The 21,827-nt window shown below is 42.5% G+C and carries 23 protein-coding genes and 1 tRNA gene; 12 read left to right on the forward strand and 12 right to left on the reverse strand.

Translation table 11 applies throughout. The annotated features are described in order from the left end of the window. The first annotated feature begins 132 nt into the window (after nt 1-132). The 3 genes from IJ00_RS17460 to IJ00_RS17470 all read left to right on the forward strand — a co-directional run bounded on the left by IJ00_RS17460 (nt 133) and on the right by IJ00_RS17470 (nt 2,672). The gene (locus tag IJ00_RS17460; RefSeq protein ID WP_168163499.1) at nt 133-771 is read left to right on the forward strand and encodes a hypothetical protein; all 639 of its coding nucleotides are present in this window, start codon (nt 133-135) and stop codon (nt 769-771) included. A gap of 247 nt (nt 772-1,018) precedes the next feature. Continuing rightward, nucleotides 1,019-1,858 (forward strand): 4-hydroxy-tetrahydrodipicolinate reductase, encoded by an 840-nt coding sequence (dapB, locus tag IJ00_RS17465; protein ID WP_035154970.1) that lies wholly within the window; start codon nt 1,019-1,021, stop codon nt 1,856-1,858. Between the two features lie 28 nt (nt 1,859-1,886). After that, the gene (locus IJ00_RS17470; protein ID WP_035154973.1) at nt 1,887-2,672 is read left to right on the forward strand and encodes a hypothetical protein; all 786 of its coding nucleotides are present in this window, start codon (nt 1,887-1,889) and stop codon (nt 2,670-2,672) included. A 77-nt stretch (nt 2,673-2,749) separates the two neighbouring features. Here IJ00_RS17470 and IJ00_RS17475 read toward each other — a convergent pair whose 3' ends face one another. The 6 genes from IJ00_RS17475 to IJ00_RS17500 all read right to left on the reverse strand — a co-directional run bounded on the left by IJ00_RS17475 (nt 2,750) and on the right by IJ00_RS17500 (nt 8,680). Further along, nucleotides 2,750-3,370, reverse strand: coding sequence for a precorrin-8X methylmutase (locus IJ00_RS17475; protein ID WP_035154974.1), 621 nt, complete (start codon nt 3,368-3,370; stop codon nt 2,750-2,752). 199 nt (nt 3,371-3,569) lie between these two features. After that, on the reverse strand, nt 3,570-4,370 hold the full coding sequence (locus IJ00_RS17480; protein ID WP_035154977.1) for a TPM domain-containing protein: 801 nt from the start codon (nt 4,368-4,370) through the stop codon (nt 3,570-3,572). Between the two features lie 529 nt (nt 4,371-4,899). Continuing rightward, nucleotides 4,900-5,454 (reverse strand): DUF721 domain-containing protein, encoded by a 555-nt coding sequence (locus IJ00_RS17485; RefSeq protein WP_035154980.1) that lies wholly within the window; start codon nt 5,452-5,454, stop codon nt 4,900-4,902. A 249-nt stretch (nt 5,455-5,703) separates the two neighbouring features. Then, nucleotides 5,704-6,492, reverse strand: coding sequence for a PspA/IM30 family protein (locus IJ00_RS17490; protein ID WP_035154983.1), 789 nt, complete (start codon nt 6,490-6,492; stop codon nt 5,704-5,706). Nucleotides 6,493-6,746: 254 nt separating this feature from the next. Next, nucleotides 6,747-7,424, reverse strand: a complete 678-nt coding sequence (locus IJ00_RS17495; RefSeq protein WP_035154985.1) for a PspA/IM30 family protein — start codon at nt 7,422-7,424, stop codon at nt 6,747-6,749. Nucleotides 7,425-7,501: 77 nt separating this feature from the next. Further along, nucleotides 7,502-8,680, reverse strand: a complete 1,179-nt coding sequence (locus IJ00_RS17500) for an SPOR domain-containing protein (RefSeq protein WP_035154988.1) — start codon at nt 8,678-8,680, stop codon at nt 7,502-7,504. Nucleotides 8,681-8,948: 268 nt separating this feature from the next. On the opposite strand from IJ00_RS17500, the gene IJ00_RS17505 reads away from it, so the two are divergent. The 7 genes from IJ00_RS17505 to ftsH3 all read left to right on the forward strand — a co-directional run bounded on the left by IJ00_RS17505 (nt 8,949) and on the right by ftsH3 (nt 15,692). Then, a complete protein-coding gene (locus tag IJ00_RS17505; RefSeq protein ID WP_035154991.1) occupies nt 8,949-9,278 on the forward strand; it encodes a co-chaperone YbbN in 330 nt (109 codons plus the stop codon). 229 nt (nt 9,279-9,507) lie between these two features. Continuing rightward, on the forward strand, nt 9,508-10,692 hold the full coding sequence (locus IJ00_RS17510) for an LL-diaminopimelate aminotransferase (RefSeq protein WP_035159224.1): 1,185 nt from the start codon (nt 9,508-9,510) through the stop codon (nt 10,690-10,692). 118 nt (nt 10,693-10,810) lie between these two features. Next, complete coding sequence (locus IJ00_RS17515) at nt 10,811-11,290, forward strand: hypothetical protein (RefSeq protein WP_035154993.1); 480 nt, start codon at nt 10,811-10,813, stop codon at nt 11,288-11,290. A 33-nt stretch (nt 11,291-11,323) separates the two neighbouring features. Then, nucleotides 11,324-11,656, forward strand: coding sequence for an ATP-dependent metallopeptidase FtsH/Yme1/Tma family protein (locus IJ00_RS17520; protein ID WP_035154995.1), 333 nt, complete (start codon nt 11,324-11,326; stop codon nt 11,654-11,656). Nucleotides 11,657-11,809: 153 nt separating this feature from the next. After that, nucleotides 11,810-12,598: a hypothetical protein gene (locus IJ00_RS17525; protein WP_035154997.1), complete on the forward strand. Its 789-nt coding sequence runs from the start codon at nt 11,810-11,812 to the stop codon at nt 12,596-12,598. Nucleotides 12,599-12,776: 178 nt separating this feature from the next. Continuing rightward, complete coding sequence (locus tag IJ00_RS17530; RefSeq protein WP_035154999.1) at nt 12,777-13,604, forward strand: aminotransferase class IV; 828 nt, start codon at nt 12,777-12,779, stop codon at nt 13,602-13,604. Between the two features lie 246 nt (nt 13,605-13,850). Then, a complete protein-coding gene (gene ftsH3, locus IJ00_RS17535) occupies nt 13,851-15,692 on the forward strand; it encodes an ATP-dependent zinc metalloprotease FtsH3 (RefSeq protein WP_035155002.1) in 1,842 nt (613 codons plus the stop codon). A gap of 415 nt (nt 15,693-16,107) precedes the next feature. Here the strand turns inward: ftsH3 and IJ00_RS17540 are convergent, their stop codons facing one another. The 6 genes from IJ00_RS17540 to hisF all read right to left on the reverse strand — a co-directional run bounded on the left by IJ00_RS17540 (nt 16,108) and on the right by hisF (nt 19,574). Continuing rightward, nucleotides 16,108-16,326 carry a type II toxin-antitoxin system HicB family antitoxin gene (locus IJ00_RS17540; RefSeq protein ID WP_035155005.1) on the reverse strand — a complete coding sequence of 73 codons (219 nt, stop codon included), beginning with the start codon at nt 16,324-16,326 and terminating at the stop codon, nt 16,108-16,110. Further along, the gene (locus IJ00_RS17545) at nt 16,319-16,546 is read right to left on the reverse strand and encodes a type II toxin-antitoxin system HicA family toxin (RefSeq protein WP_035155008.1); all 228 of its coding nucleotides are present in this window, start codon (nt 16,544-16,546) and stop codon (nt 16,319-16,321) included. The genes IJ00_RS17540 and IJ00_RS17545 overlap by 8 nt, the downstream gene beginning before the upstream one ends. An 86-nt stretch (nt 16,547-16,632) precedes the next feature. Beyond that, nucleotides 16,633-17,913, reverse strand: coding sequence for a hypothetical protein (locus IJ00_RS17550; protein ID WP_035155010.1), 1,281 nt, complete (start codon nt 17,911-17,913; stop codon nt 16,633-16,635). 456 nt (nt 17,914-18,369) lie between these two features. Then, nucleotides 18,370-18,442: transfer RNA gene (locus tag IJ00_RS17555), tRNA-Ala, on the reverse strand. 67 nt (nt 18,443-18,509) lie between these two features. After that, on the reverse strand, nt 18,510-18,701 hold the full coding sequence (locus tag IJ00_RS17560; protein ID WP_035155013.1) for a hypothetical protein: 192 nt from the start codon (nt 18,699-18,701) through the stop codon (nt 18,510-18,512). Nucleotides 18,702-18,800: 99 nt separating this feature from the next. Next, complete coding sequence (gene hisF / locus IJ00_RS17565; RefSeq protein WP_035155016.1) at nt 18,801-19,574, reverse strand: imidazole glycerol phosphate synthase subunit HisF; 774 nt, start codon at nt 19,572-19,574, stop codon at nt 18,801-18,803. 156 nt (nt 19,575-19,730) lie between these two features. Between hisF and ruvB the strand changes: the two genes are divergently transcribed. Then, nucleotides 19,731-20,834 carry a Holliday junction branch migration DNA helicase RuvB gene (gene ruvB / locus IJ00_RS17570; protein WP_035155019.1) on the forward strand — a complete coding sequence of 368 codons (1,104 nt, stop codon included), beginning with the start codon at nt 19,731-19,733 and terminating at the stop codon, nt 20,832-20,834. A gap of 160 nt (nt 20,835-20,994) precedes the next feature. After that, the gene (locus IJ00_RS17575) at nt 20,995-21,795 is read left to right on the forward strand and encodes a tetratricopeptide repeat protein (protein ID WP_035155022.1); all 801 of its coding nucleotides are present in this window, start codon (nt 20,995-20,997) and stop codon (nt 21,793-21,795) included. The last annotated feature ends 32 nt before the right edge of the window (nt 21,796-21,827 follow it).

Consider the following 21,827-nt stretch of genomic DNA (forward strand, 5'->3'; position numbering starts at 1 on the left):
AGCATATCCCCGAATTCTTTCAGAAGTGGGTGATACAAGTGGGAATCTCAAAATATCCGCAAGAATTTTTCTGAATCTGGTATGGGGGATTTTTTGCTAGTGAAACTCAATTTAGCTCTATCTTGTTATTTTTTGACTACTACTGTATTGCTGACGACACCAGTACAAGCTTTACCGAATTCACCTGTGAATGGTGAGGTAAAAACACTATCTTCGGAAAGTTCACCCCAGCTAACGTTACAGGATTTACCCCAGGGGTTTGCGGATTTACCAGGTGATGTCAAAGCGCAAGTTATCTTGCAATTAGAGGGTTTGAGACAGATATTGAAAATTGAAAAACTGTCAGCAGATAAGGTGTTTGCCTTTATCGAACCACAAAAGTTACAAGTGGTTATGGGTTGGACGGAAAATTTGCTGACTCAACCACAACAAACTAATTTTGACGAGAATTTGCAAACTTTACAGTCACCAAAGGTTTTAGAACAGGCGATCGCCCAATTTAAGCAACAGATTCAGCAGGTTCCCGGCTTGGAATTAGCAGAATATCAATTAGTTCCCCCAGTCGGAGAAATTGGTAATACTTCAGCAGGGATGACAATGAAACTAGTTATGCAAGGTTTACCCCTGCGTATGGATATTAAATCATTTCGTCGCGATCGCGTTGCTGTTGTCACCGCAGTTGCTTACCTAGATCAAGCAAAACCTGCTGTTAGTGTTCTGGATGTCGCAAAAACCCTAGATACACGGATTATGGAGAAGGGAAAACGCTAACAAAGCAAAATACTAGTACCGCTACGCGGAATTCGTAATTCGTAATTCGTAATTCGTAATTACTTTGCTGCAAGTGTTTCAGAAATTTGGAATAGGTGGTTTATTTTAGCCACCCTGTACTAGCCAATTCTCACCCATTACTCCCTACTCATTACTCCTTACTCATTACTCCCAACCCCTACTCATTCCCTTCCCTACCAAATTCCCCTACAATGCGCTTGTTGGGTATAAATGCATTTCTGGAATTATGGCAAATCAATCTTCTTCTATTCCTGTAATCATTAATGGTGCTGCCGGCAAAATGGGACGGGAAGTCGTCAAAGCGGTTGCTCAAGCTGATGATATGGTGTTGATGGGAGCAATTGACACCAGTCCAGAGCATCAAGGTGTGGATGCGGGAGAATTGGCAGGTTTAAGCGAACCCCTAGAAGTACCCATTACCAATCAATTAGAACCCATGTTGGGTTATGTCGCAGGTGAGAGACAGATGCAACCGGGGGTGATGGTAGATTTTACCCACCCAGATGGAGTTTATGATAATGTTCGCAGCGCGATCGCCTATGGAATTCGTCCCGTTGTCGGAACCACTGGTTTAAGTCCAGAAAAATTGCAACAGCTGGCAGAGTTTGCCGATAAAGCTAGCACCGGATGCTTAATTATCCCTAATTTCTCCATTGGAATGGTACTCCTGCAACAAGCGGCAGTCACTGCTTCCCAATACTTCGACCATGTGGAAATTATTGAATTGCACCACAACCAAAAAGCTGATGCACCAAGCGGTACAGCCATTCAAACGGCACAAATGCTAGGGGAGCTAGGTAAAAGTTTTAACCCTGCCCAAGTCAAAGAAGAAGAAAAAATTCCTGGAGCTAGGGGTAGTTTAGCAGGGGAAGGAATTAGAATTCACAGCATCCGTTTACCGGGATTAATTGCCCATCAAGAAGTGATTTTCGGTGCAGCAGGGCAAATATATACCCTACGTCATGATACTAGCGATCGCGCTTGTTATATGCCCGGTGTCCTTCTGGCAATTCGTAAGGTTCTCCAGTTAAAGTCATTAGTATATGGATTAGAAAAAATACTTTGAGCCAAAATCCCCTATCCCCAATCTAAAAATGCTCGTCCCTTTAACACGTGAAAAATTCGATCAACTATTACCTGTGATTGCCTCCGGACCACAATACAAATACTACTGTGGTAAATTTTCTGATGTTTTACAACGGTTACTAATCTCAGTTGTCTGTGTGGCGATCGTCCTGCTGATCAGATATTTCCTAGCCCTAGATTTTGGTCCTATTCTCTTCCTCATAGGGCTGTTCGGTGGATTTTATTGGTTATGGGGACCTGTATTTTGGGCAAGTATCCGCAATGCCAAATGTCGTCGATACAAGTACAGTGGTTTTTTCCGTGGTCGGATTTTAGACTGGTGGATTACTGATGAAACCATTGGTAAGCAAGAAACCGTCAACAATAAAGGTGAGTTAGTCATCGTCGAAAATCGGGAAAAATGCTTGAACCTAGAAATAGGCGACAATACAGGATTCACTACCCAAATCAAAGCACCTCTCAAGCCTAATCATAAAGTCATTAACCGTGGTCAGGTCGTGGAAATGGTAGTCATGTCCAATCGTCCCGATCTCAGTCGTATCGAAGAAATTAGTGATGTTTACATTCCCAATCGTGATATTTGGGTGAGTGACTATCCATATCTGCGTCGGGACTTCTTTCCTGAAGTGAGTCGTCGCATCCGTCAACAGGAAGGTAAAAAAGAAACCAGGGACAGAAAAATAGAGGAAGAATATGACCCTAGAAATAGAGAAGATAGACCTCAAAGACGTTCCCAACCACCCAGGAGAAGATATTCTGACGAAGGAAATCGTAACAGATGGAGTCAAGAGTAATATCGGTGATTAGGAGTCACATAACCCCACCACAGATGTTCAACCGGAAATGATAGGACAGTTAGCCATGAGTCTAATCAGTTTTGAAAATTTCCATAGGCTTTCCAAGCCAAGTCTATCAGTCCGTCCAGAATTGCCGCAGCCACCACCACGCATCCTTTACGACCATCAATAGTAATATTTGGTATCAGCGAATCCCTGAGATGTTCCTTAGCTTCTTCTGCACCAATAAATCCCGCAGGAGTAGCTACGATTAATGCAGGTCTGATTTCTTCTGCTTCTACTAATCGTACCAAGGAAGCCAGAGCAGTCTGGGACTGTCCAATCACAAACACTCCTTCTGGATAGCGTTTGGCTAAATTTTCTATACCCCAAGCGACTCTTGTCTTTTCTTTTTGGGGTCGTGGAGGTATGTCCATGGTGCAATATATTTCATTGGCAAAGGTATTTTGAATACTTTCAGCAATACCAACTTGTGCCATGGGAACGTCTACGATAATGGTAGTTCTTGAGGCTAAGGCTGCTGCTGCCGCTTGTAAAGCACGCTCGGAAAATTGGATTAATGATGCGTACTCAAAATCAGCTGTTGCATATATCACTCGCCTGACGATTTCATATTCTGCGGGTGAAAAAACATGATCACCGATTTCACTATCGATGATTGCCAGACTTTGAGCATCAGTTACGTGCCATTCCATTTTGATTCAGCTTTCTGCGACTAGCATTCAGCTTAAGTGAGTCTGTGGTCAAAAGTCTATAGGATTTGAGATTTTTGATTGTGAGGATTTTTTGCTTTAAAAATTTGTATTCTTGTTCACACCCCCAACCCCTTGCAGAAGTTGAGGATATGAAAAATTAGGGAAACGTAATAAAGCTACCCTTCGTCTGTGGTGGATATTAAGTTTCTGAAGGAGTAGAACGACTCAGGATGGGCGATAAATAGGCAACTAGCGCCCCAATTAAAAAGCCTGCAATGTTACGTACTAGGGGCAACCATTCAGAAGTTCTAGATACTACTGGTCCAATACCAAAGGCAATAAATAAGATACCCCATAATGGAGAGAAGATTAAAGCCCATTGCCATGCAAATATCTGTCCTTCCCGTCGTGGTTGAGCGGCAAATCCACAAATCACTCCTCCGACGGTAGAAGTAATTAATGTGAGAATCCACTGCTCCCGTGGCAATCCTGGAACCACTCGACAACCATTTTGACGTAGGCAGTTTTTAACTGTGTCTAAAGCTTGGATAATTGCTTGATCTTCACCCTCTTCTCGGACAAAGTATAAATTACCAAATCGAGTTTGCAACTCAATCCAAAAAGTTCGGGGTAAGTATTCATAGACTGCATCGCCAACGCTAAAGCTGAGAATATTACCCCCACGGGAATCAGCAACGAGGAGAATACTTTTATCATCGAGTCCCCAGAAGTTAATCACCGCACGTCCTGGAGTCCGATCGTATTGGGTTAAAACTCTTAGTTTCCAACCTGTTTCTGTCTCAAATTGTTCTAAATCCTTGACTAACTTTTCCTCTTGTACACCAGTTAGAGATTTTGCTAAGTCTACAACTGGAGTGGGTGTGTCTGGTAATAAGTCAGGATTTTCGTAAGCGTGAGCGGAGGGTGTCAGCCAAATTGTCCCTGAAAGAAAAATAACTGTGACAAAAAACAAAATTCGTCGCCAAAAACTATATTGCATGGGCTTTTTTTATACCAATAATCTCCACTGTCAAGGTTAGTTAGCACCGTCAGATGGTTGTTACAGGGTAAAAATGGGAAGAAACAGTGTCTAGCTGTTTACCTACTTTTTTGCCTAGTGATTTTCTGAGTGGTGTACTTTTGAGGAAAAAGGGGGGAGGGAAAAAGATGACTCTCAGTCAATACGGTTCAGTTAAGGGTAAGCTGCGACACATCTATTTTTTATATAAGACGTGGGTAGGATGCCCACACTACAATCATTCTGCGTTTTTAACTTATATAATTTAGCTGCACACAGCTTATTTAGTTCTGAAATATCTCCCAACGCTTATCTTTTAACTCTCCATCTTTTCCTGCAATTAGCAAAAATTTATTTTTTGCAAGATGACTTTTGTACTATTTGAGAGCAAATAGTAGGGGTAAAGTAATAATTCTTTACAGTTTGTAACTTTAATCTAATCTATTTTACCTGAGTCAAGGGAAGTTTTCGTGGTTGAGGAGGTAGGAATTCTCATCTTGCCCAGGTTTGATTATGACTGAGAGAATTTTTTGCCAGCACAAAGGGAGCAAACACCCCAGCGTTGCAGTTCTCCACTCGGTGTTGGACATTGGCATTGGGGGCAGTGTGGTAAACCTTGCGATCGCCCTTTAATTGTCTGTGCCCAATCACTAAATGCCAAAGATGCAGTTTTATGCTTATTTGTCAAGGATGGGCGTTGATTTATTTGTCGATGGAGATAACTGGGATGTTGTTGAGGAGAGTTATCCGTGGGAGGGTTGGCGATCGCCTTCGCTATTTGCCAGCCATTTGTAGAGAAGCGGATATCTAGTAAGGGTGTGGGTAAAACAGCATTGATTTTGACAAGTAATTTCTGTCGCTCAAAAGTTAAATTCTGCGCCCAAGCAGCACTAGAAGTGGCGACTTTCAATACATCTCGTTGAATAGACAGGGGTTTGGCGTGGCTCGCGATTACTTTGCCCACAATTTCCGCCCAATGTCTGAGCAAAATCTGTACAGGTTGCTCTTGATACTGAGTTTGAATTTGGAGAACATCAAGGATATTAGTTACGGATTTTAAAGACATTCTCTTGTCATTACCATGAACTGTTGACTCCACAGCATCCAAAAACTGAGTTTTTATCTGCTTTTTGCCAGAGAAGTGAGGCAAAATACTCTTTTCTTAGCATTTTCCTTCCCTGTGTAGATTTTTAAAGACTTATTCTCTTTGTGAAGACTGCTAATGGCTAATAGGCAGAGAACAAAAGTTCATTCGTCATTAGCAATTAGCAATCACCAAGAAGACCAAAATATAAGTAATTATCCCGGTTTGATATTACATTTGGTCTAATTGTTTTTTTAAAGATTCCAATTCTGCATCCAAAACTTCCTTGGGTTGGGCAGTTGGTTGGGCAGCCTGTTGGGGATTTTGTTGGGGTGGTAGTGCTTGTTGAGGTGTACTTTGGGGAGCAAGTAACTGCTGTTTCATTGCCTCTAACTCCAAATCTACATCACTGCCAGATTCGAGAGCCGCAAATTGTTGCTCTAAGTCAGCACCAACGATTTCTGCTGCCGATTGGGCGCGAGCTTCTTGCATGAGAACTTTTTCTTCCATGCGCTCGAAAGCTGCCATGGCGCTACTAGAATTCATGCCCTTAACCATACCCTGTAACTGTTCTTGAGCCTTTGCCGCAGTAATCCGGGCTTTGAGCATTTCTTTCTTGGTTTTTGCCTCAGAAATTTTGCTTTCTAGCTGTACCAGATTCCGTTTGAGACTTTCAACCTGTACAGTTTGTTGATCCAAACTAGTTTTCAGGGATGTGGAAGTATCGCTAAAGCTCTTTTTGCGTTCTAGGGCTTGTCTTGCCAGGTTTTCATCGCCTTTTTGCAGGGCTAATTGGGCGTTCCGTTGCCATTTGTTGATTTCGTTTTGCGCGTCGCTATACTGCTTTTCAGTACGTTTTTGGGCAGCGATCGCCTGGGCAACTCCCTGACGTAGTTGTACTAAGTCTTCCTGCATTTCCAGGATGGCTTGTTCCAGCATTTTCTCTGGATCTTCAGCCTTGCTGACTAAATCATTCAGGTTGGCACCGACAACACGTTTAATACGATCAAATAATCCCATAATTTTTGGTTCCTTTGGAGATTTACGCGCTCTATAACTGCAAGCACTATGACGATATAGTTAACTAAGCCAACTTCGCTGGATATCAAAATTATGCGCCTCTGTGCGTCAAGCTGACCCAGGAAGGTTGAGATTAGCTAAGTACTATTTTTAGCTACCTATTTAAATGTAATCTTTCCAGACTGTTTCAGTCCTCCCCACAACCCCTTATTCTTAGAATATTCTTCCTAGTCAGGAATTGACGAATATTGCTTTTAGCTTCCTGGTAGTTCTTTTGTATTATTAGCTAGTTGAGCTTTGATTTGGGATATTTCCGCATCGATATCATTGCTATCAGCCAGGGAAAGAAATTTTTTCTCTAAATCATCTGTACCAGTTATGGCGATCGCCTCCGCTTGAGCCTCTAATTGCATAACTTTTTCTTCCATCCGCTCAAAAGCATTAATACTGCTAGAGGTGTCACCCAGTAACTCTTGTAATTTCACAGATGCTTCTGCTGAACGCGCACGGGCAATATACATCGCTTTTTTGGCGCGGATTTCGTTCATTTTCAATTCCAGCGATCGCATATCTTGTTTGAGCTGATTCACAACAATACTTTGCTGTTGAATTTGACTCGTTAGAGCCTCAGCCGTTTCTTGATAAGCATGACGTTTTGTCAGAGCATCTCTGGCTAGGGGTTCATCACCTTTTTGTAATGCCACCTGAGCATGACGATACCATTGTTCTGATGTCGATTGGGCTTGGGCAGCTTGTCTTTCCGTACGCTTTTGGGTAGCGATCGCCACTGCTGCTGCTTGTCGTAGTTGCACCAAATTAGCCTGCATTTCCGTCACAGCTTGCTCCAAAATCTTTTCTGGATCTTCTGCTTGGCGCACCTTATCGTTAATATTGGCACGAATCACCCGTGAAATACGGTCAATGAACCCCATAGCGACTCTGATTTGTATTAGGTAATAAGGAATGGGGAATATAAAAACATCCTGCTTCTTATCCCCCTACATCAAGCTTACTGAATTCTTGCCTTAATCCCTTTGGCTTGTAACTCTTTCACCAATTGTTGAGCTTTCTCTTTACTGGTGACTGCTCCAAGGAAAATCAATTTACCGTCATCGGATACGTAAGCGTCGGCAATTGCTTGACGTGCTTTGGCAAATACCTGTTGACTCTGATTTTCGGTGACTACGTGAAAATAACCATCTGCCCCAGGTTTAATTTCTGCAACAGGAACTTCCACTGCTGGTTTTGGGGTGACAGCAGCTGGGATGGGTGTATTGACTGGGGGCAATTTTTCCGGTGGTTTGATAGCTGTGGTAGTACTAGGGCTAGCTGGCGCAGATGGTATGGGTGTATTTACTGCTATCGGCTTTTCTTTAGGTGTTAAACCAACTACATCATTAGCATCTCGAACTTCCGGAAACTCCTGCTCCGCCAAGTTGGGATACTTAGGCATGGGAGTTAATTGTTCTTGGGCAGTGTTGCCGTTAATATTACTAGCTGTGGAATCGCTAGATTTACCTTGAAATAATTCTTTCAGGCTATGTAATGATAATTTTTGAGGGTTAAAAATGGCATATCCCAGAGTCAGACTAGCCAGCAAGAGTAAGAGAACGGAGCCAATACCCAAGGGTGAAAGTAGACTATCGTTTGTAGTATTTTGTTTTTGATTTTTACTTTGTTGTTCTTCTGTCAAACTGCGTAACAGAGCTTCAGAAGATTCCAGGAAATCGTCGGGAGTTTGGGGAGGATTATCTGTGGGAGTGATGTGAGTTTCTGGGAATGCGTCTGGTGCTGTTTCCGATTGCCAAGCAGGAACGATGCTCCCAGAATTTTGGGGAAGGGGGGATACTTCTGGGGGGGATGGGTTGGTAGCTTTCCCCAAGGTTGTGAAAGAAATATTTCGGGGATGATCTGATGCTGTCGTTGCTCCTGGGGGTTTCATTCCCGTAGTTGTGATGATTTGGGAGCTTGAGATTTCCCCTGGGGGTGATACCGCCACAGCTTGAGCGCTAGGTGCTTCTGTACGGAATTGATTTGGTGAACGAGATGGGAAACGTGTACGACGATAACGAGTTAACTCCTGATCTAGCTGTACTTCTAAACTTGCGATCGCTGCTGCCAAAACTGGCTTTAAAGCAGGTGTGTTAGAAGATGCAACACCCATACCTACTAAGGGATTTTGACTCATCGCTTCTCTGCCTCAAACCTAGACTGCCGGATAGATCATAAGCTGTTAGCAATCAACAGTCATCTTTTTGCTGTATGTATTCTGATGAGAATTCCTCCACTTTGTTGAGGAGTAATCCCCAAATTCTCACCTTTGATAACTAAAAGCCCTGTTTTCAAGATACATCACAATGCAAATCCCTAACCTTCAGACCATAATTCATCACCCACTTTGAGATACATTATTTCTGTGTGTCAACTTTAGTTAAGAATGTCAAATGGAAACTGGAATGAGTAAGGGTGTAATAAATATCACCGATGGGGAGTTTGAAAACGAAGTTTTACAATCTCAGACACCCGTATTAGTATACTTTTGGGCTGACTGGTGTGGTCCTTGTAAACTAATGGCTCCCTTGTTAAATGCGGTTGCTAACAACTATGGCGATCGCCTAAAAATTGTCAAAATGGAGGTTGACCCCAATCCCCAGACTGTGAAACAGTATCAAGTTGAAGGTGTACCAGCATTTCGTCTAATTCAAGATAAACAACTCCTGGCATCTACAGAAGGGGCAATTGGTAAGGATAAGTTAATCAGCTTTATTGAAAGTGGTTTAAATTAGGGAATTTCCCATGGAAAATTTGTTGTGGGAGTATCTTGCTCCCTACTTTCATTCCTGAACCGGGTAGGATGCTCACAATAAAATAAATTTACACATTTGCGATGCTCTCTTGTTTGCGTCAGCTATAAAGATGCATGAGTCAGGGAAAGGGAACAGGTGGATTCTGTCTGTTAATTAACCTGATTACCCATTCCCTAATTACCCATTAGCCACTCCCTAAATGACAAATATTAAGTTTGCCCAACGTTTACAAGCTCTACAAGGCAATGTCTTTGCGGATATGGACAAAGCGAAGGCAAAAGCTCTGACTCTCGGACGTGATTTAATTGACTTATCCTTGGGTTCTTCCGATTTGCCTGCTGCTGTTCAGGTTGTGGAGGCGATCGCCAATTCTCTCTATGACTCTAGTACCCATGGTTATTTATTATTCAATGGCACGAGGGAGTTTCGTCAAGCTGCGGCAAGGTGGTATGAAACCAAATTTGGCATTGCGGTAGATGCAGAGACAGAAGTTTTACCCCTAATAGGCTCCCAGGAAGGTACTGCCCACTTACCTTTGGCGGTGTTGAATCCGGGAGATTATGCCCTTTTACTCGATCCGGGCTACCCTTCCCACGCTGGGGGTGTATATTTAGCGAGTGGGCAAATTTACCCAATGCCGTTGTTAGCTGAGAATAATTTTTTACCAAGATTTGCAGATATCCCGGCGGAAATATTGCGCCAATCACGGATGATGGTGTTAAGTTATCCCCATAACCCCACCAGCGCGATCGCCCCCCTATCATTTTTCCAAGAGGCTGTAGCTTTTTGCCAGCAACATAATTTAGTCTTGGTGCATGATTTTCCCTACGTGGATTTAGTGTTTGACAGCACCAACCCCCAATCCTTAGCTCCCTCAATTTTGCAAGCAGACCAGGAAAAAAACGTTTCTATCGAGTTTTTCACCCTTTCCAAATCCTACAATATGGGCGGCTTTCGTGTCGGTTATGCCATCGGGAATCGAGAACTTATTACTGCCCTGCGTCAAGTCAAAGCTTGTGTTGATTTTAACCAGTACCTCGGCATTCTCAACGGGGCGATCGCGGCTTTAACTGGTTCTCAAGCAGTTGTGGGAGATGCTGTCAGTAAATTCCGTGAGCGTCGTGATGCTTTTGTCTCTTCTTTATCACGTATCGGTTGGCAGGTTTCCACCCCCAGGGCAACTATGTATGTATGGGCAAAGCTCCCAGAACCCTGGAGCCAAGACTCAGTATCTTTTTGTACTCAACTTGTGGAAGCGACGGGGGTTGCAGCTTCTCCAGGAGCAGGTTTTGGCAAATCGGGGGAAGGATATGTTCGCTTTGCTTTAGTTCATGAACCAGCTATTTTAGAAACCGCAGTTCAGAGAATTGCCAGTTTTCTCTCAGGAGTGTAATTTTAAGTTCTTATAAAGTCTTCATGGTAAATTCAAGAGAAATTTAACCACCATCCAGAAAGCTCACGGTTTTTTCACAGTAAACTACGTAACAGTAGGTGGACGACGGGAATAGCCGATGGTATTCAAAATGAGACACAATGGTATCAGCCTGATGGTGATTTTAACGATAGCGATCGCCACTTCTCCAGCACAGGCAACAGAATTTAAGAAGATTAGCCTACCAGAAGTCAAAACTGATAATTCCCATAATCTTAAATCCCTAGGTAAAGGTAATTTGCCAGAGTTACGGCAGACTGTGGATATTATCACCACAGCTAGTAACTATAAAAGTAAAAATACTGAGCTTACGTATATTTACAAGTATCATAAAAGCCCTAAAAATAAGGGAGTTTATACCCATACTTATAGTAACTTTTACAGTTATACCAGTCTGACTTCCCAGAATACTCCTGTAAAAAAAGAGATACCAGAACCATCGGTAATTGCAGGGGCGATCGCGACAGTATCTATCATGCTCACCCGTTCCAAAATCAAACAGGTTTCTCACTCCGATGAGCTAAAAAATAACTCTTTCCCCAGTAGGGAGAGCCTATAATTGAGCTAACATTTATAAAAGTATTGACTCTCGGTGAACAATAAAACACGGAAAAATCAGGCGCTATACGCATTGCTCTTAGGCGTACCCTGTGTAATTATCCTTGCTTTAGGTATAGTATCTATTAGTAACAAATTTATTGGGAATAAACCTCACGACAAAGGAACTTTAAGCTACAGTCAGTTTATTCAAGAAGTTGAAAATGGCAGCATTAAAAAAGTCAGTATAAGTTCTGATCGGACTACAGCGATCGCCACTTTTATGAATGGACAGACAAAATTAGTCATCCTAGAAAATGACCTTGATTTCATTAATCAACTGACAAAACATAGCATTGATATTAGTGTCTCACCACCAACCAAGTAGAAAAATAAGACTTATATAGACCTAAACACAAGAACTACTGGTAATTACAGGGGCGATCGCCACTTCTAACACATCAAAAATTTCTCATCCCGTTACATAGACTCCAGCGCTGGGAATCATGTATTTATCGGTTTCATTGTGAATTACCCGAAAATGCACCTATCCTATCGCCAAACCTTTGCTACCGTGGGTGTAGCCTGTTTATGTATAGCGGGATTCTGTGGGCTACAGTTGCCACAAATGCAACGATTGAGTCGTAGTCAACAAAATATTTCCCTGGAAGCATTAAACACAGAATTAAAACATGAATCCTTGCGTTTAAAATTTTTCCGAAAAGTCCCCGCTTTCAGCTTTGATAATTTATTGGCAAATTGGGTATATTTGAACTACTTACAATATTTTGGAGATGATGCCAGTCGTGACAAAACAGGCTATGCTCTCAGTCCAGAATATTTTGAAATTATTATCAAACATGACCCACGTTTTTTAGATTCCTATGTGGCTTTATCTACCAGCACAGGAATGTTTGCAGGAATGCCAGAAAAGTCAATTAATTTGATGCAACAAGGGCTAAAATCCCTATCTCCCCAGGTTCCCAAAAGGTCTTATTATGTTTGGCGGCAGAAAGGAACCGATGAATTATTATTTTTAGGAAATTCCCAAAGCGCAAAAAAATCCTTTAGTCAAGCCGCTAATTGGGCAAGTCAGCATCAAGATGAGGAAAGTCAACAGATATCGAATATGTCTAGGAGTACCGCAGAGTTCTTAGAACGTAATCCCAATAGTAAATTTGCTCAGATTGCTACTTGGGCAATGGTATTAAATAGTTCCATGGACTCTAGGGCTAAACGACGAGCGATTAAAGCGATAGAATCGTTAGGTGGAAAAGTGACACCTAATCCTGATGGAACAAATAAAATTAAGCTACCTCAGCAAGATTAAAAGATAAATCTCGTCCATGATGAAACCCGAAGTTTTTTGAGCGGTTCAAATGCGTCATTGCGACGTAAGGAAGCAATCTCAAGGTCTTTATGGAAAACTACAGTTCTCAAGATAGACGAGGTTTAAAAGACTATTGATGGATTAAATATCCTCTAGGTACAGTGCTTAGGGATTTGAGATGGGAAATTCAGCAACTACCACTTTGTCTTCTATTTACTGGTTGGATGGTCAATTGATTCACTCTGCAACTCTCCATATATCTATAGATGATCCAGGGTTGCTTTACGGTGCGACGATTTTTACAACTTTGAGGGTTTATGAGAATTCTTTAAAAAGTAGCTTTACCCAATGGGAAGCGCACTGCGATCGCCTAAAATTTTCTCTGACATCCTTTGCTTGGCAAACACCTAATTGGGCAAATGTTCGCGCAGGTGCAGAAGCTCTCTCAAATTATTTCCCCGTTCTCAGAATCACCCTGTTCCCCGACGGACGGGAATTCATCACTGGGCGATCGCTACCCCCAGATTTACCAAATCAGCAGTTTTCTGGTATCACTGCCAGTATCCCATCCCTAGAATTTACCCGTTCCCTACCCCACCATAAAACAGGTAATTACCTGAGTTCTTGGTTAGCCAAAAATGAAGCGAAAAATTTGGCTGCTCAGGAAGCAATCCTCGTCAATAGTCAGGGAAATTGGTTAGAAACCAGTACAGGAAATCTTTGGGGATGGGGACAAGGTGACTGGTTTACACCCCCGATTACCGAGGGAATCTTACCCGGAGTTGGGCGATCGCGCATCATTCAACATCTGAATCAGCAGCAAATACCCGTAAACCAACACCCCTGGACACCAGAAATCATCGCTAAGATAGAAGCACTAGCATACAGTAACTGCGTGGTGGAATTTATCCCCATTCGTCAGGTCATTCACCCCCAGGGAAAGCTAGAATATAATCCCTACCATCCCTGTTTGGAGCAAATCCGAGGATTATTTCATCACTCATAATTCCACAGGCAAGCTCTAAGCAATACCCGATGGGAATTGGTTCGCCATTTTCCAAATCCAAATTCTAGGAGAAAGTTAAAACCTGATTTTTGCTTTTTCCTCTGAATCAAAAAATATTGGCATAATACCCACTAGTTCCACAAAATCATTACCATAAGTGCAAGGCATTATGATATACCTTAAAATAAGTTAACATAATTCTTAACCAGCGCCCTTGCACGCAACAGTATAGGAGGATTGACCTCGGTGAATAATAAAAGATGGAGAAATGCGGGGCTGTACGCACTGCTATTTATAGTTGTCATTGCTTTAGGTACAGCGTTTTTTGACAACAAACCTCAAAACAGAGAAACATGGCGCTACAGTCAGTTTATTCAAGAAGTTGAAAACGACAGAGTAGAAAAAGTCAGCCTCAGTTCTGATCGCACTACCGCCCTTGTGACTCCGACTAGTGGTGAGAAAAAATTAGTCACCCTAGTCAGTGACCCTGATTTAATTAATACACTGACAAAACATAACGTAGATATTATCGTATTGCCACAAACCGATGAAGGGTTTTGGTTTAAGGCATTAAGTAGCTTGTTCTTCCCCGTATTGTTACTAGTTGGGTTGTTCTTCTTACTACGTCGTGCCCAAAATGGTCCTGGTAGTCAAGCCATGAACTTTGGTAAATCCAGAGCCAGAGTGCAAATGGAACCCCAAACCCAAGTCACCTTCGGTGATGTTGCAGGTATTGACCAAGCGAAATTAGAACTCAACGAAGTCGTTGACTTTTTGAAAAACGCCGATCGCTTTACTGCCATTGGAGCCAAAATTCCCAAGGGTGTCCTCCTCGTTGGACCTCCTGGAACAGGTAAAACCTTGCTAGCTCGTGCAGTTGCTGGGGAAGCTGGTGTACCTTTCTTCTCCATCTCCGGTTCGGAATTTGTGGAAATGTTCGTCGGTGTGGGTGCGTCCCGTGTCCGTGACCTTTTCGAGCAAGCAAAAACCAACGCTCCCTGTATCGTCTTCATCGATGAAATTGATGCAGTCGGTCGCCAACGGGGTGCAGGTTTAGGTGGTGGTAACGATGAGCGGGAACAAACCCTCAACCAGTTACTCACCGAAATGGATGGTTTTGAAGGTAATACAGGTATCATCATCATCGCTGCTACCAACCGTCCTGATGTCCTAGATGCAGCATTATTGCGTCCCGGTCGTTTTGACCGTCAAGTAGTTGTAGACCGTCCTGACTACGCTGGAAGAGTGGAAATCCTCAAGGTTCACGCCCGTGGTAAGACCTTAGCTAAGGATGTGGACATTGAAAGAATTGCCCGTCGGAGTCCTGGTTTTACTGGTGCTGACTTGTCTAACTTGCTCAACGAAGCGGCAATTTTGGCAGCACGTCGCAACTTGACAGAAATTTCCATGGACGAAATTAACGACGCGATCGACCGTGTGTTAGCTGGTCCAGAGAAGAAAGACAGAGTTATCAGCGAAAAGCGTAAACTCTTAGTTGCTTACCATGAAGCTGGTCATGCTTTGGTAGGTGCATTAATGCCAGATTACGACCCTGTACAAAAAATCAGCATCATTCCCCGTGGACGTGCCGGTGGTTTGACTTGGTTCACCCCCAGCGAAGACCGGATGGATAGCGGTTTGTACAGTCGTGCATACCTGGAAAACCAAATGGCTGTAGCTTTGGGTGGTCGGATTGCCGAAGAAATCATCTTTGGTGAAGAAGAAGTCACTACAGGTGCTTCCAACGACTTACAACAGGTAGCACGGGTAGCAAAACAGATGGTGACTCGTTTCGGAATGAGCGATCGCCTCGGTCCCGTTGCCCTAGGTCGTCAACAAGGTAATATGTTCCTTGGTCGTGACATCATGGCAGAGCGTGACTTCTCAGAAGAAACCGCAGCCGCGATCGACGAAGAAGTTAGACATCTGGTAGATGCAGCTTACAATCGTGCCAAACACGTATTGACAGAAAATCGCCACATCCTCGATAAATTAGCGGGAATGTTGGTAGAAAAAGAAACCGTTGATGCAGAAGAATTACAGGATTTACTCGGCAATAACGACGTGAAAACCGCCGCCTTTGCTTAGGATATTTCCAGGAAATAATACCAAAAATTTTTGTAGTGCGGGCATCTTGCCCGCTTTTTTTATGCAAAATGGAGAAAATGGCAAATCATACTTGACCTGAGTTCGGGATAAGAAATCTCCAAAACCCTTAATTTTTAATTGTTTGGTTTGAAGCACTGCTTGAATCTGTCGCCAACAGGATAGGTATACTGTTGCCATTAATCTCATTAATCTCATTTGTGAGACTTATTAACCAAACAATTCGACTTTAATTGCTTCTTTTCTCAATTGTGGTTTTGCTCAACCTTTGTAGAATCAGCTTTTGAGCCTCTACCTTAACCAGAACTCAGGTTAGTAACGAAGAATTATATATTTTTCGTGGCTGGGATGTAGACTATCGCATAATCAATTCTGACACGTTTAGTAACAAGCTTTATTACGCAACTTGATAAACTGTTGGCTGTGGAAGCGGTTCATTCGTGTCTTCGTAAGCCATAATTAGAGATTCTAAGGCTTCTGTCCCATTTGCTACAGCTTCCTCATAAGTATCGCCATGAGTGCGCCAACGCTGCCCAGGAAAATCAGGAAATCCAACTAAAAAGCAGTTGTCTTCAACAGACCATTGAATTAGCATTTGATACTTAAATTTACTCATCTTCCTGCTTCTCCTGCTGTTGTTTTTCTTCTACCTCTTTTATAGCTTGTTGCACATCCTTTTCTTGGTAGGGTTTAGCATCCGAACTGTCTTTTCCTGAAACCGTTAGCTTTCCAGCATATAAGGGATGTATCCAGTTAGTGTGGCTTCCTTTTCCTGGGAGTTCAGTAAAACCTATTTGGCGTAACCATTGTTTTAATTCCCTAATTTTCTTAGGCATTATTTAGATCGAATATCAACCACAGTATATTAACTTCAGTATGCGATCGCGTAAAATCTGCAAACTTATGTTGCGGGGAATTCCCATCAGTAAAACTCTTTCTCTTCCTCTTCGCCATACTGTTCGGGTGCTTCGCCGTGAATTTCCAGAATTTTGGGCTTTTTCATTTTGGGATTAGCAGGCTCAATTTTTTCTAGCTGTAAATCAAATTCCCACTCATCCCGCAAATCATAGGTCAAGTGTAGATGATTTCCTGTTTTTAGTGGTAATTCACCCAAGCGAAAATCGCTGGTGTTTGGGGGAATATCCACAAAGGGATGGGTAAATTCAAAAGTACGTCCTAAATGGTCTTTGTAAATGAATCGGTAGAGGTGATCAAAGTCAAAATCAAATGCTTGAACAAATGCTGCGGCGACTTGATCGAGATTGAAGTTACTAGGAATGGCTATGCGTCGCCAAGCATCCAGCAGGGTGACTTTAAAAGTATAAATTGCCTCGGTAAATTCTCCTTTGGCAATGACTAACGTTTGTTCCCATTCAGGAAAGTAGGTTTGGAGTGATGGTTTTAATTTTTCAAAGGCAATGCGGAAGTTAAGGGTAATTTCCTCCTCTTCTCTGTCTGGTTCAATTTCATCATAAATTTGAGAGATTAAAGCTATCATTGCATCTCCCCAAGGACGGCGTTTTACAGCAGCGAGTCGCCATCCCTTAGCAGGTTCGGGTTTTCCTGGGGTGAGTTCAAGGAAGCCAAATAAATGAAATAGGCTAAGACTGTGCAAGCCTGGGTAATAGATTAATTTATCTTGTTCTGAGTAACTGTTAAAGGTTAAGCCTTCATCGGGGATGTCTCGCCAAAATTGCAAGCAGCGAAATAATAGCCCGTGTGGGTCTCTAAATTCGCCTAAGACTTCGCTTTCTCCCCAAAGTAACCAGGATTCTAAAAGTGTGAAATATTGTTCTGTTGGGTTGAAGCTTTGCCAAATTTTGAGGAATTGTTCGTCTAATACTAATTTGGTTTTTTTGCCTTGGGTGATAACTTGAGACAGTCCAGAACTGCGAAGGACGAAGTATAACCCGTAAATGTAGGGGTAGGATTTTTGTTGGGGACGCTTGAGGTTGGTTTCAATGGGGTAACTCAAGCGGGAATTGAGTTGCTGGAGGTATTTGAGGGAGAATTGATGATAAGTGTTGCTAACTTCAACCCCGTCAGGTTGGAGAAATTGTAGGATGGTTTGAAAGTCCCGCAGAATTGTTCCTGGGGAATCTTGGGTGATGGTTTGCTGTTGGAGAAGTTGCTTTTTGTCTTCCGTGAGGGTTGGGAGTTGTTCCCAGAGATGATTGGGGACGGGGAATAGGCGTTTAATCATCTAAATTCAACTCTAATTGTGTAGCTGTAGGTTTAGATTTATGGGTTGTTTGACATCATCTCAGTTGACACTTAATTTGTTACTCAGACAATATTGACAAATAATTTGTCGCCACGGACATATAATTTGTCGCTCTACAATTTCTGTCGATTAACTAATTAAATGTCGTCTTAACAAATTAATGTCGCCCAGATGCAAGAAGCTGTAATTTATGCTGTACAAGGGTTATAGCTTTTTTGTGTATATGTCGATAACTTAATTCTTGAATTTTGTCTTAACAAAATAATGTCGCTTTTTAGATAACTAACATTTTAAGTGTCGTTTTGTAAAAATTGACGATTCCAAATTTTTGATAAACATATAACAAAATAATTGTCGCTTTTTGTGAATAACAATTTTTATAAAGACATTAATTTGTTAACGACGACAAATAGTCTGTTAATTAAAAATTCCCAATGGAGCTAAGCGGTCTCGAACCGCTGACCTCTGCAATGCCATTGCAGCGCTCTACCAACTGAGCTATAACCCCGAATAGTGCATCATCTAAGGTAACTGAATTTTTTAGTGCTTGTCAAGTTGATAATTTCTCTTTTAAGTTAAGAAACTTGTAATAAGTAACTCATACAATTTCCCATCAGGAAATAAACTACCATCATGGCTGCTGCTGCCACAGCAACTAGTAAACCTGCCAACATCAGGGAAAATTCCTTACTTTCGACTGCTTTTTCCATCAGATGCAGCGACCAGGCAACCAGTGCCACATCAAATATTAGTATAGGTATCAACATTTTTATTAATATTAATTAATTCTTCTTAACTAATATTAACACTGTTTCTCAGAACTGTGTTGAACTCTTGGAGATGTGGACTGGCAAAGTATTCTATCTTTAGGTAGATATTCTCACGGGAACTTGGCGATCGCACAAATAATTTTTAATTTCCGCCACACTGAGAATGCCGTAATGGAGTAAAGATGCGAGTAAAGCAGCTTCCGCATTGCCATCAGTCACAGCTTCATAGATATGTTGACAATTGCCAGCACCACCAGAAGCAATAACAGGGATTTGTACAGAGTTGGCGATCGCACGAGTTAATTGCAAATCGTAACCAGCTTGAGTCCCATCGGCATCCATACTAGTTAAGAGAATCTCTCCAGCGCCCCGTTTTTCCACTTCCATTGCCCATTTGAGAGCATCAATGCCAGTATTTTCCCTTCCACCACGCACATAGACATCCCAACCGGGATTATTTATGTCTTCTCTGCGTCTGGCATCGATTGCCACGACAATACATTGATTGCCAAAGCGATCGCTAGCTCGATTAATAAAATCAGGGTCGCGCACTGCCGCAGAATTAATACTAACTTTATCTGCCCCAGCTCGTAACAGATTTTTAACATTTTCTAAGGATTGGATGCCACCACCCACAGTCAGGGGAATGAATACCTGTTCGGCAGTTCGGTATACAACGTCAATAATCGTGTCTCGGTCTTCATGAGTAGCTGTAATATCTAGAAATACTAGCTCATCAGCGCCGGCTTCATTGTAGACCTTAGCCAGTTCCACTGGATCCCCCGCATCCTTAAGTTCAACAAAGTTAACTCCTTTTACAACTCGTCCCGCCTTGACATCGAGGCACGGTAAGATCCTTTTAGCCAGCATGATAAATTTTCTACTCCTGAGTAATTCCCCGGAATTTAAATTTTAAATTGGCAAGCGTACCACACCCAAAAAAATTTGCATCCGTGTTTTTGCCGAATCATTTCGGCAGTTGTCTCCCAAAGTTGGAAATTTACAGTTTACAGTAGCTCTTGTCCTATGGCGATTATTTCCTCAAAAAAACAGCCCCAAGAACCCGACAGAGAACCGAAACAACCTCGGCAGATGTCAGCAAAAATTGATAAAGCAGATAGTATCTTAAAACCAGAAGCTGTTATTGATGAGCAGGGAAAACAGGAAGAGAGCATTCGCCCACAGCGTTTCGCTGATTATATTGGACAGAAAGACCTCAAGGATGTGCTAGAGATAGCAATTCAAGCAGCCAAATCTAGGGGAGAAGTATTAGACCATCTGTTATTGTATGGTCCTCCAGGGTTGGGAAAAACGACCATGGCAATGATTCTCGCTCAAGAAATGGGAGTGGCTTGCAAAATCACTAGCGCTCCAGCTTTGGAACGTCCCCGCGATATTATGGGGCTACTGGTGACTCTCAAACCGGGAGATGTGCTGTTTATTGATGAAATTCATCGTCTATCACGGATGACGGAAGAAATTTTATACCCAGCCATGGAAGATTATCGCCTAGATATTACTACAGGCAAAGGACCTAGTGCCCGGACAAGAACTATACCTTTGGTAAAATTTACCTTGGTGGGGGCGACTACTAGGGTTGGCGCTTTAACTTCACCCCTGCGCGATCGCTTTGGTTTAGTTCAGAAATTGCGCTTCTATGAAATTGATGAACTGAGTCAAGTGGTGACACGTACAGCAGGGTTACTGAATACTAATATTACCCTCGATGGAGCCATGGAAATTGCCAAACGCTCACGGGGTACACCACGTATCGCCAATAGATTACTTAAACGTGTTCGTGATTATATTCAAGTTAAAGCCATAGAAGTTGTCAACCAAGAGAGTGCAGGGGAAGCACTGCAATTGTTTCAAGTAGACCCCTGTGGTTTAGACTGGACAGATAGGAGAATGTTGAGTGTATTAATCGAAAACTTTAATGGTGGTCCGGTGGGGATTGAAACCATGGCAGCAGCTACGGGAGAAGACGTACAAACCATCGAAGAAGTATATGAACCTTACTTGATGCAAATAGGTTATTTAAGTCGCACTCCTAGGGGGAGAATGGCAACTGCTGCTGCGTACCATCATATGGGTTTCAAACCACCCAATCAGCAAATGTCGCTGCTGTGATGGGGAAAATTGCTGCCTTAGCTCCCTGATTTTTTCCACAAGTCGGGGATCTGAAAACTCATTACTCATTACTCATTACTCCCAACTCCTGCTACCCCTTGCAGATTCTTGAACTTATCGTCATGATGAATTGTGAATTGGCAATCACAGTTAGAAACAGATGAGAAAGTTAATCGCTATAGTTATTTGTCTATTATTGGTATTTGCTGGGGGTAGGGTGGCAAATGCTCAAACTGGAAATCTCACACCAGAAATCTTGCAGCAGCAGGAAGAATTGGCAAATATGGCTTTTGATGCCACAAATCGGGGTGATTTTGCCACAGCAGAAACCTATTGGACACAAATACTAGAAAAATTTCCCGAAAATCCGGCAGTTTGGAGTAATCGCGGAAATGCTCGTGTCAGTCAAAATAAACTAGAGGCAGCCCTAGAAGACTATCAAAAAGCGATAGAATTAGCCCCCAACGTCACCGATCCCTATTTAAACCGTGGTGCAGCATTGGAAGGTTTAGGACGCTGGGAAGAGGCGATCGCCGACTATAATCATGTTCTGGAAATGGATCCTAAAGATGCCATGGCTTACAATAACCGGGGTAATGCCGAAGCTGGTTTAGGAAAATGGGACATCGCGATCGCTGATTACAAAAAATCCAACGAAATTGCTCCTAACTTTGCCTTTGCCCGTGCTAACTATGCCCTGGCATTGTATCAAACTGGCGAAACCACCCAAGCACTACGAGAGATGAAAAATATTGTCCGTAAATATCCCAAATTTGCGGATATGCGGGCAGCACTAACTGCGGCATACTGGGTGACAGGAGAACAGGGAGAAGCAGAAAGCAACTGGGTAGCTGCCTACGGACTAGACAGACGTTACAAGGATATTAACTGGGTAAAAAATACCCGCCGTTGGCCCCCCACTATGGTAATGGCTCTAGAAAAGTTTCTCAAGCTTCAGTAATTAGGTGATGGGTAATACCAATTCGTAATTCG

The organism is Calothrix sp. 336/3, from assembly GCF_000734895.2.
Taxonomy (GTDB): domain Bacteria; phylum Cyanobacteriota; class Cyanobacteriia; order Cyanobacteriales; family Nostocaceae; genus 336-3.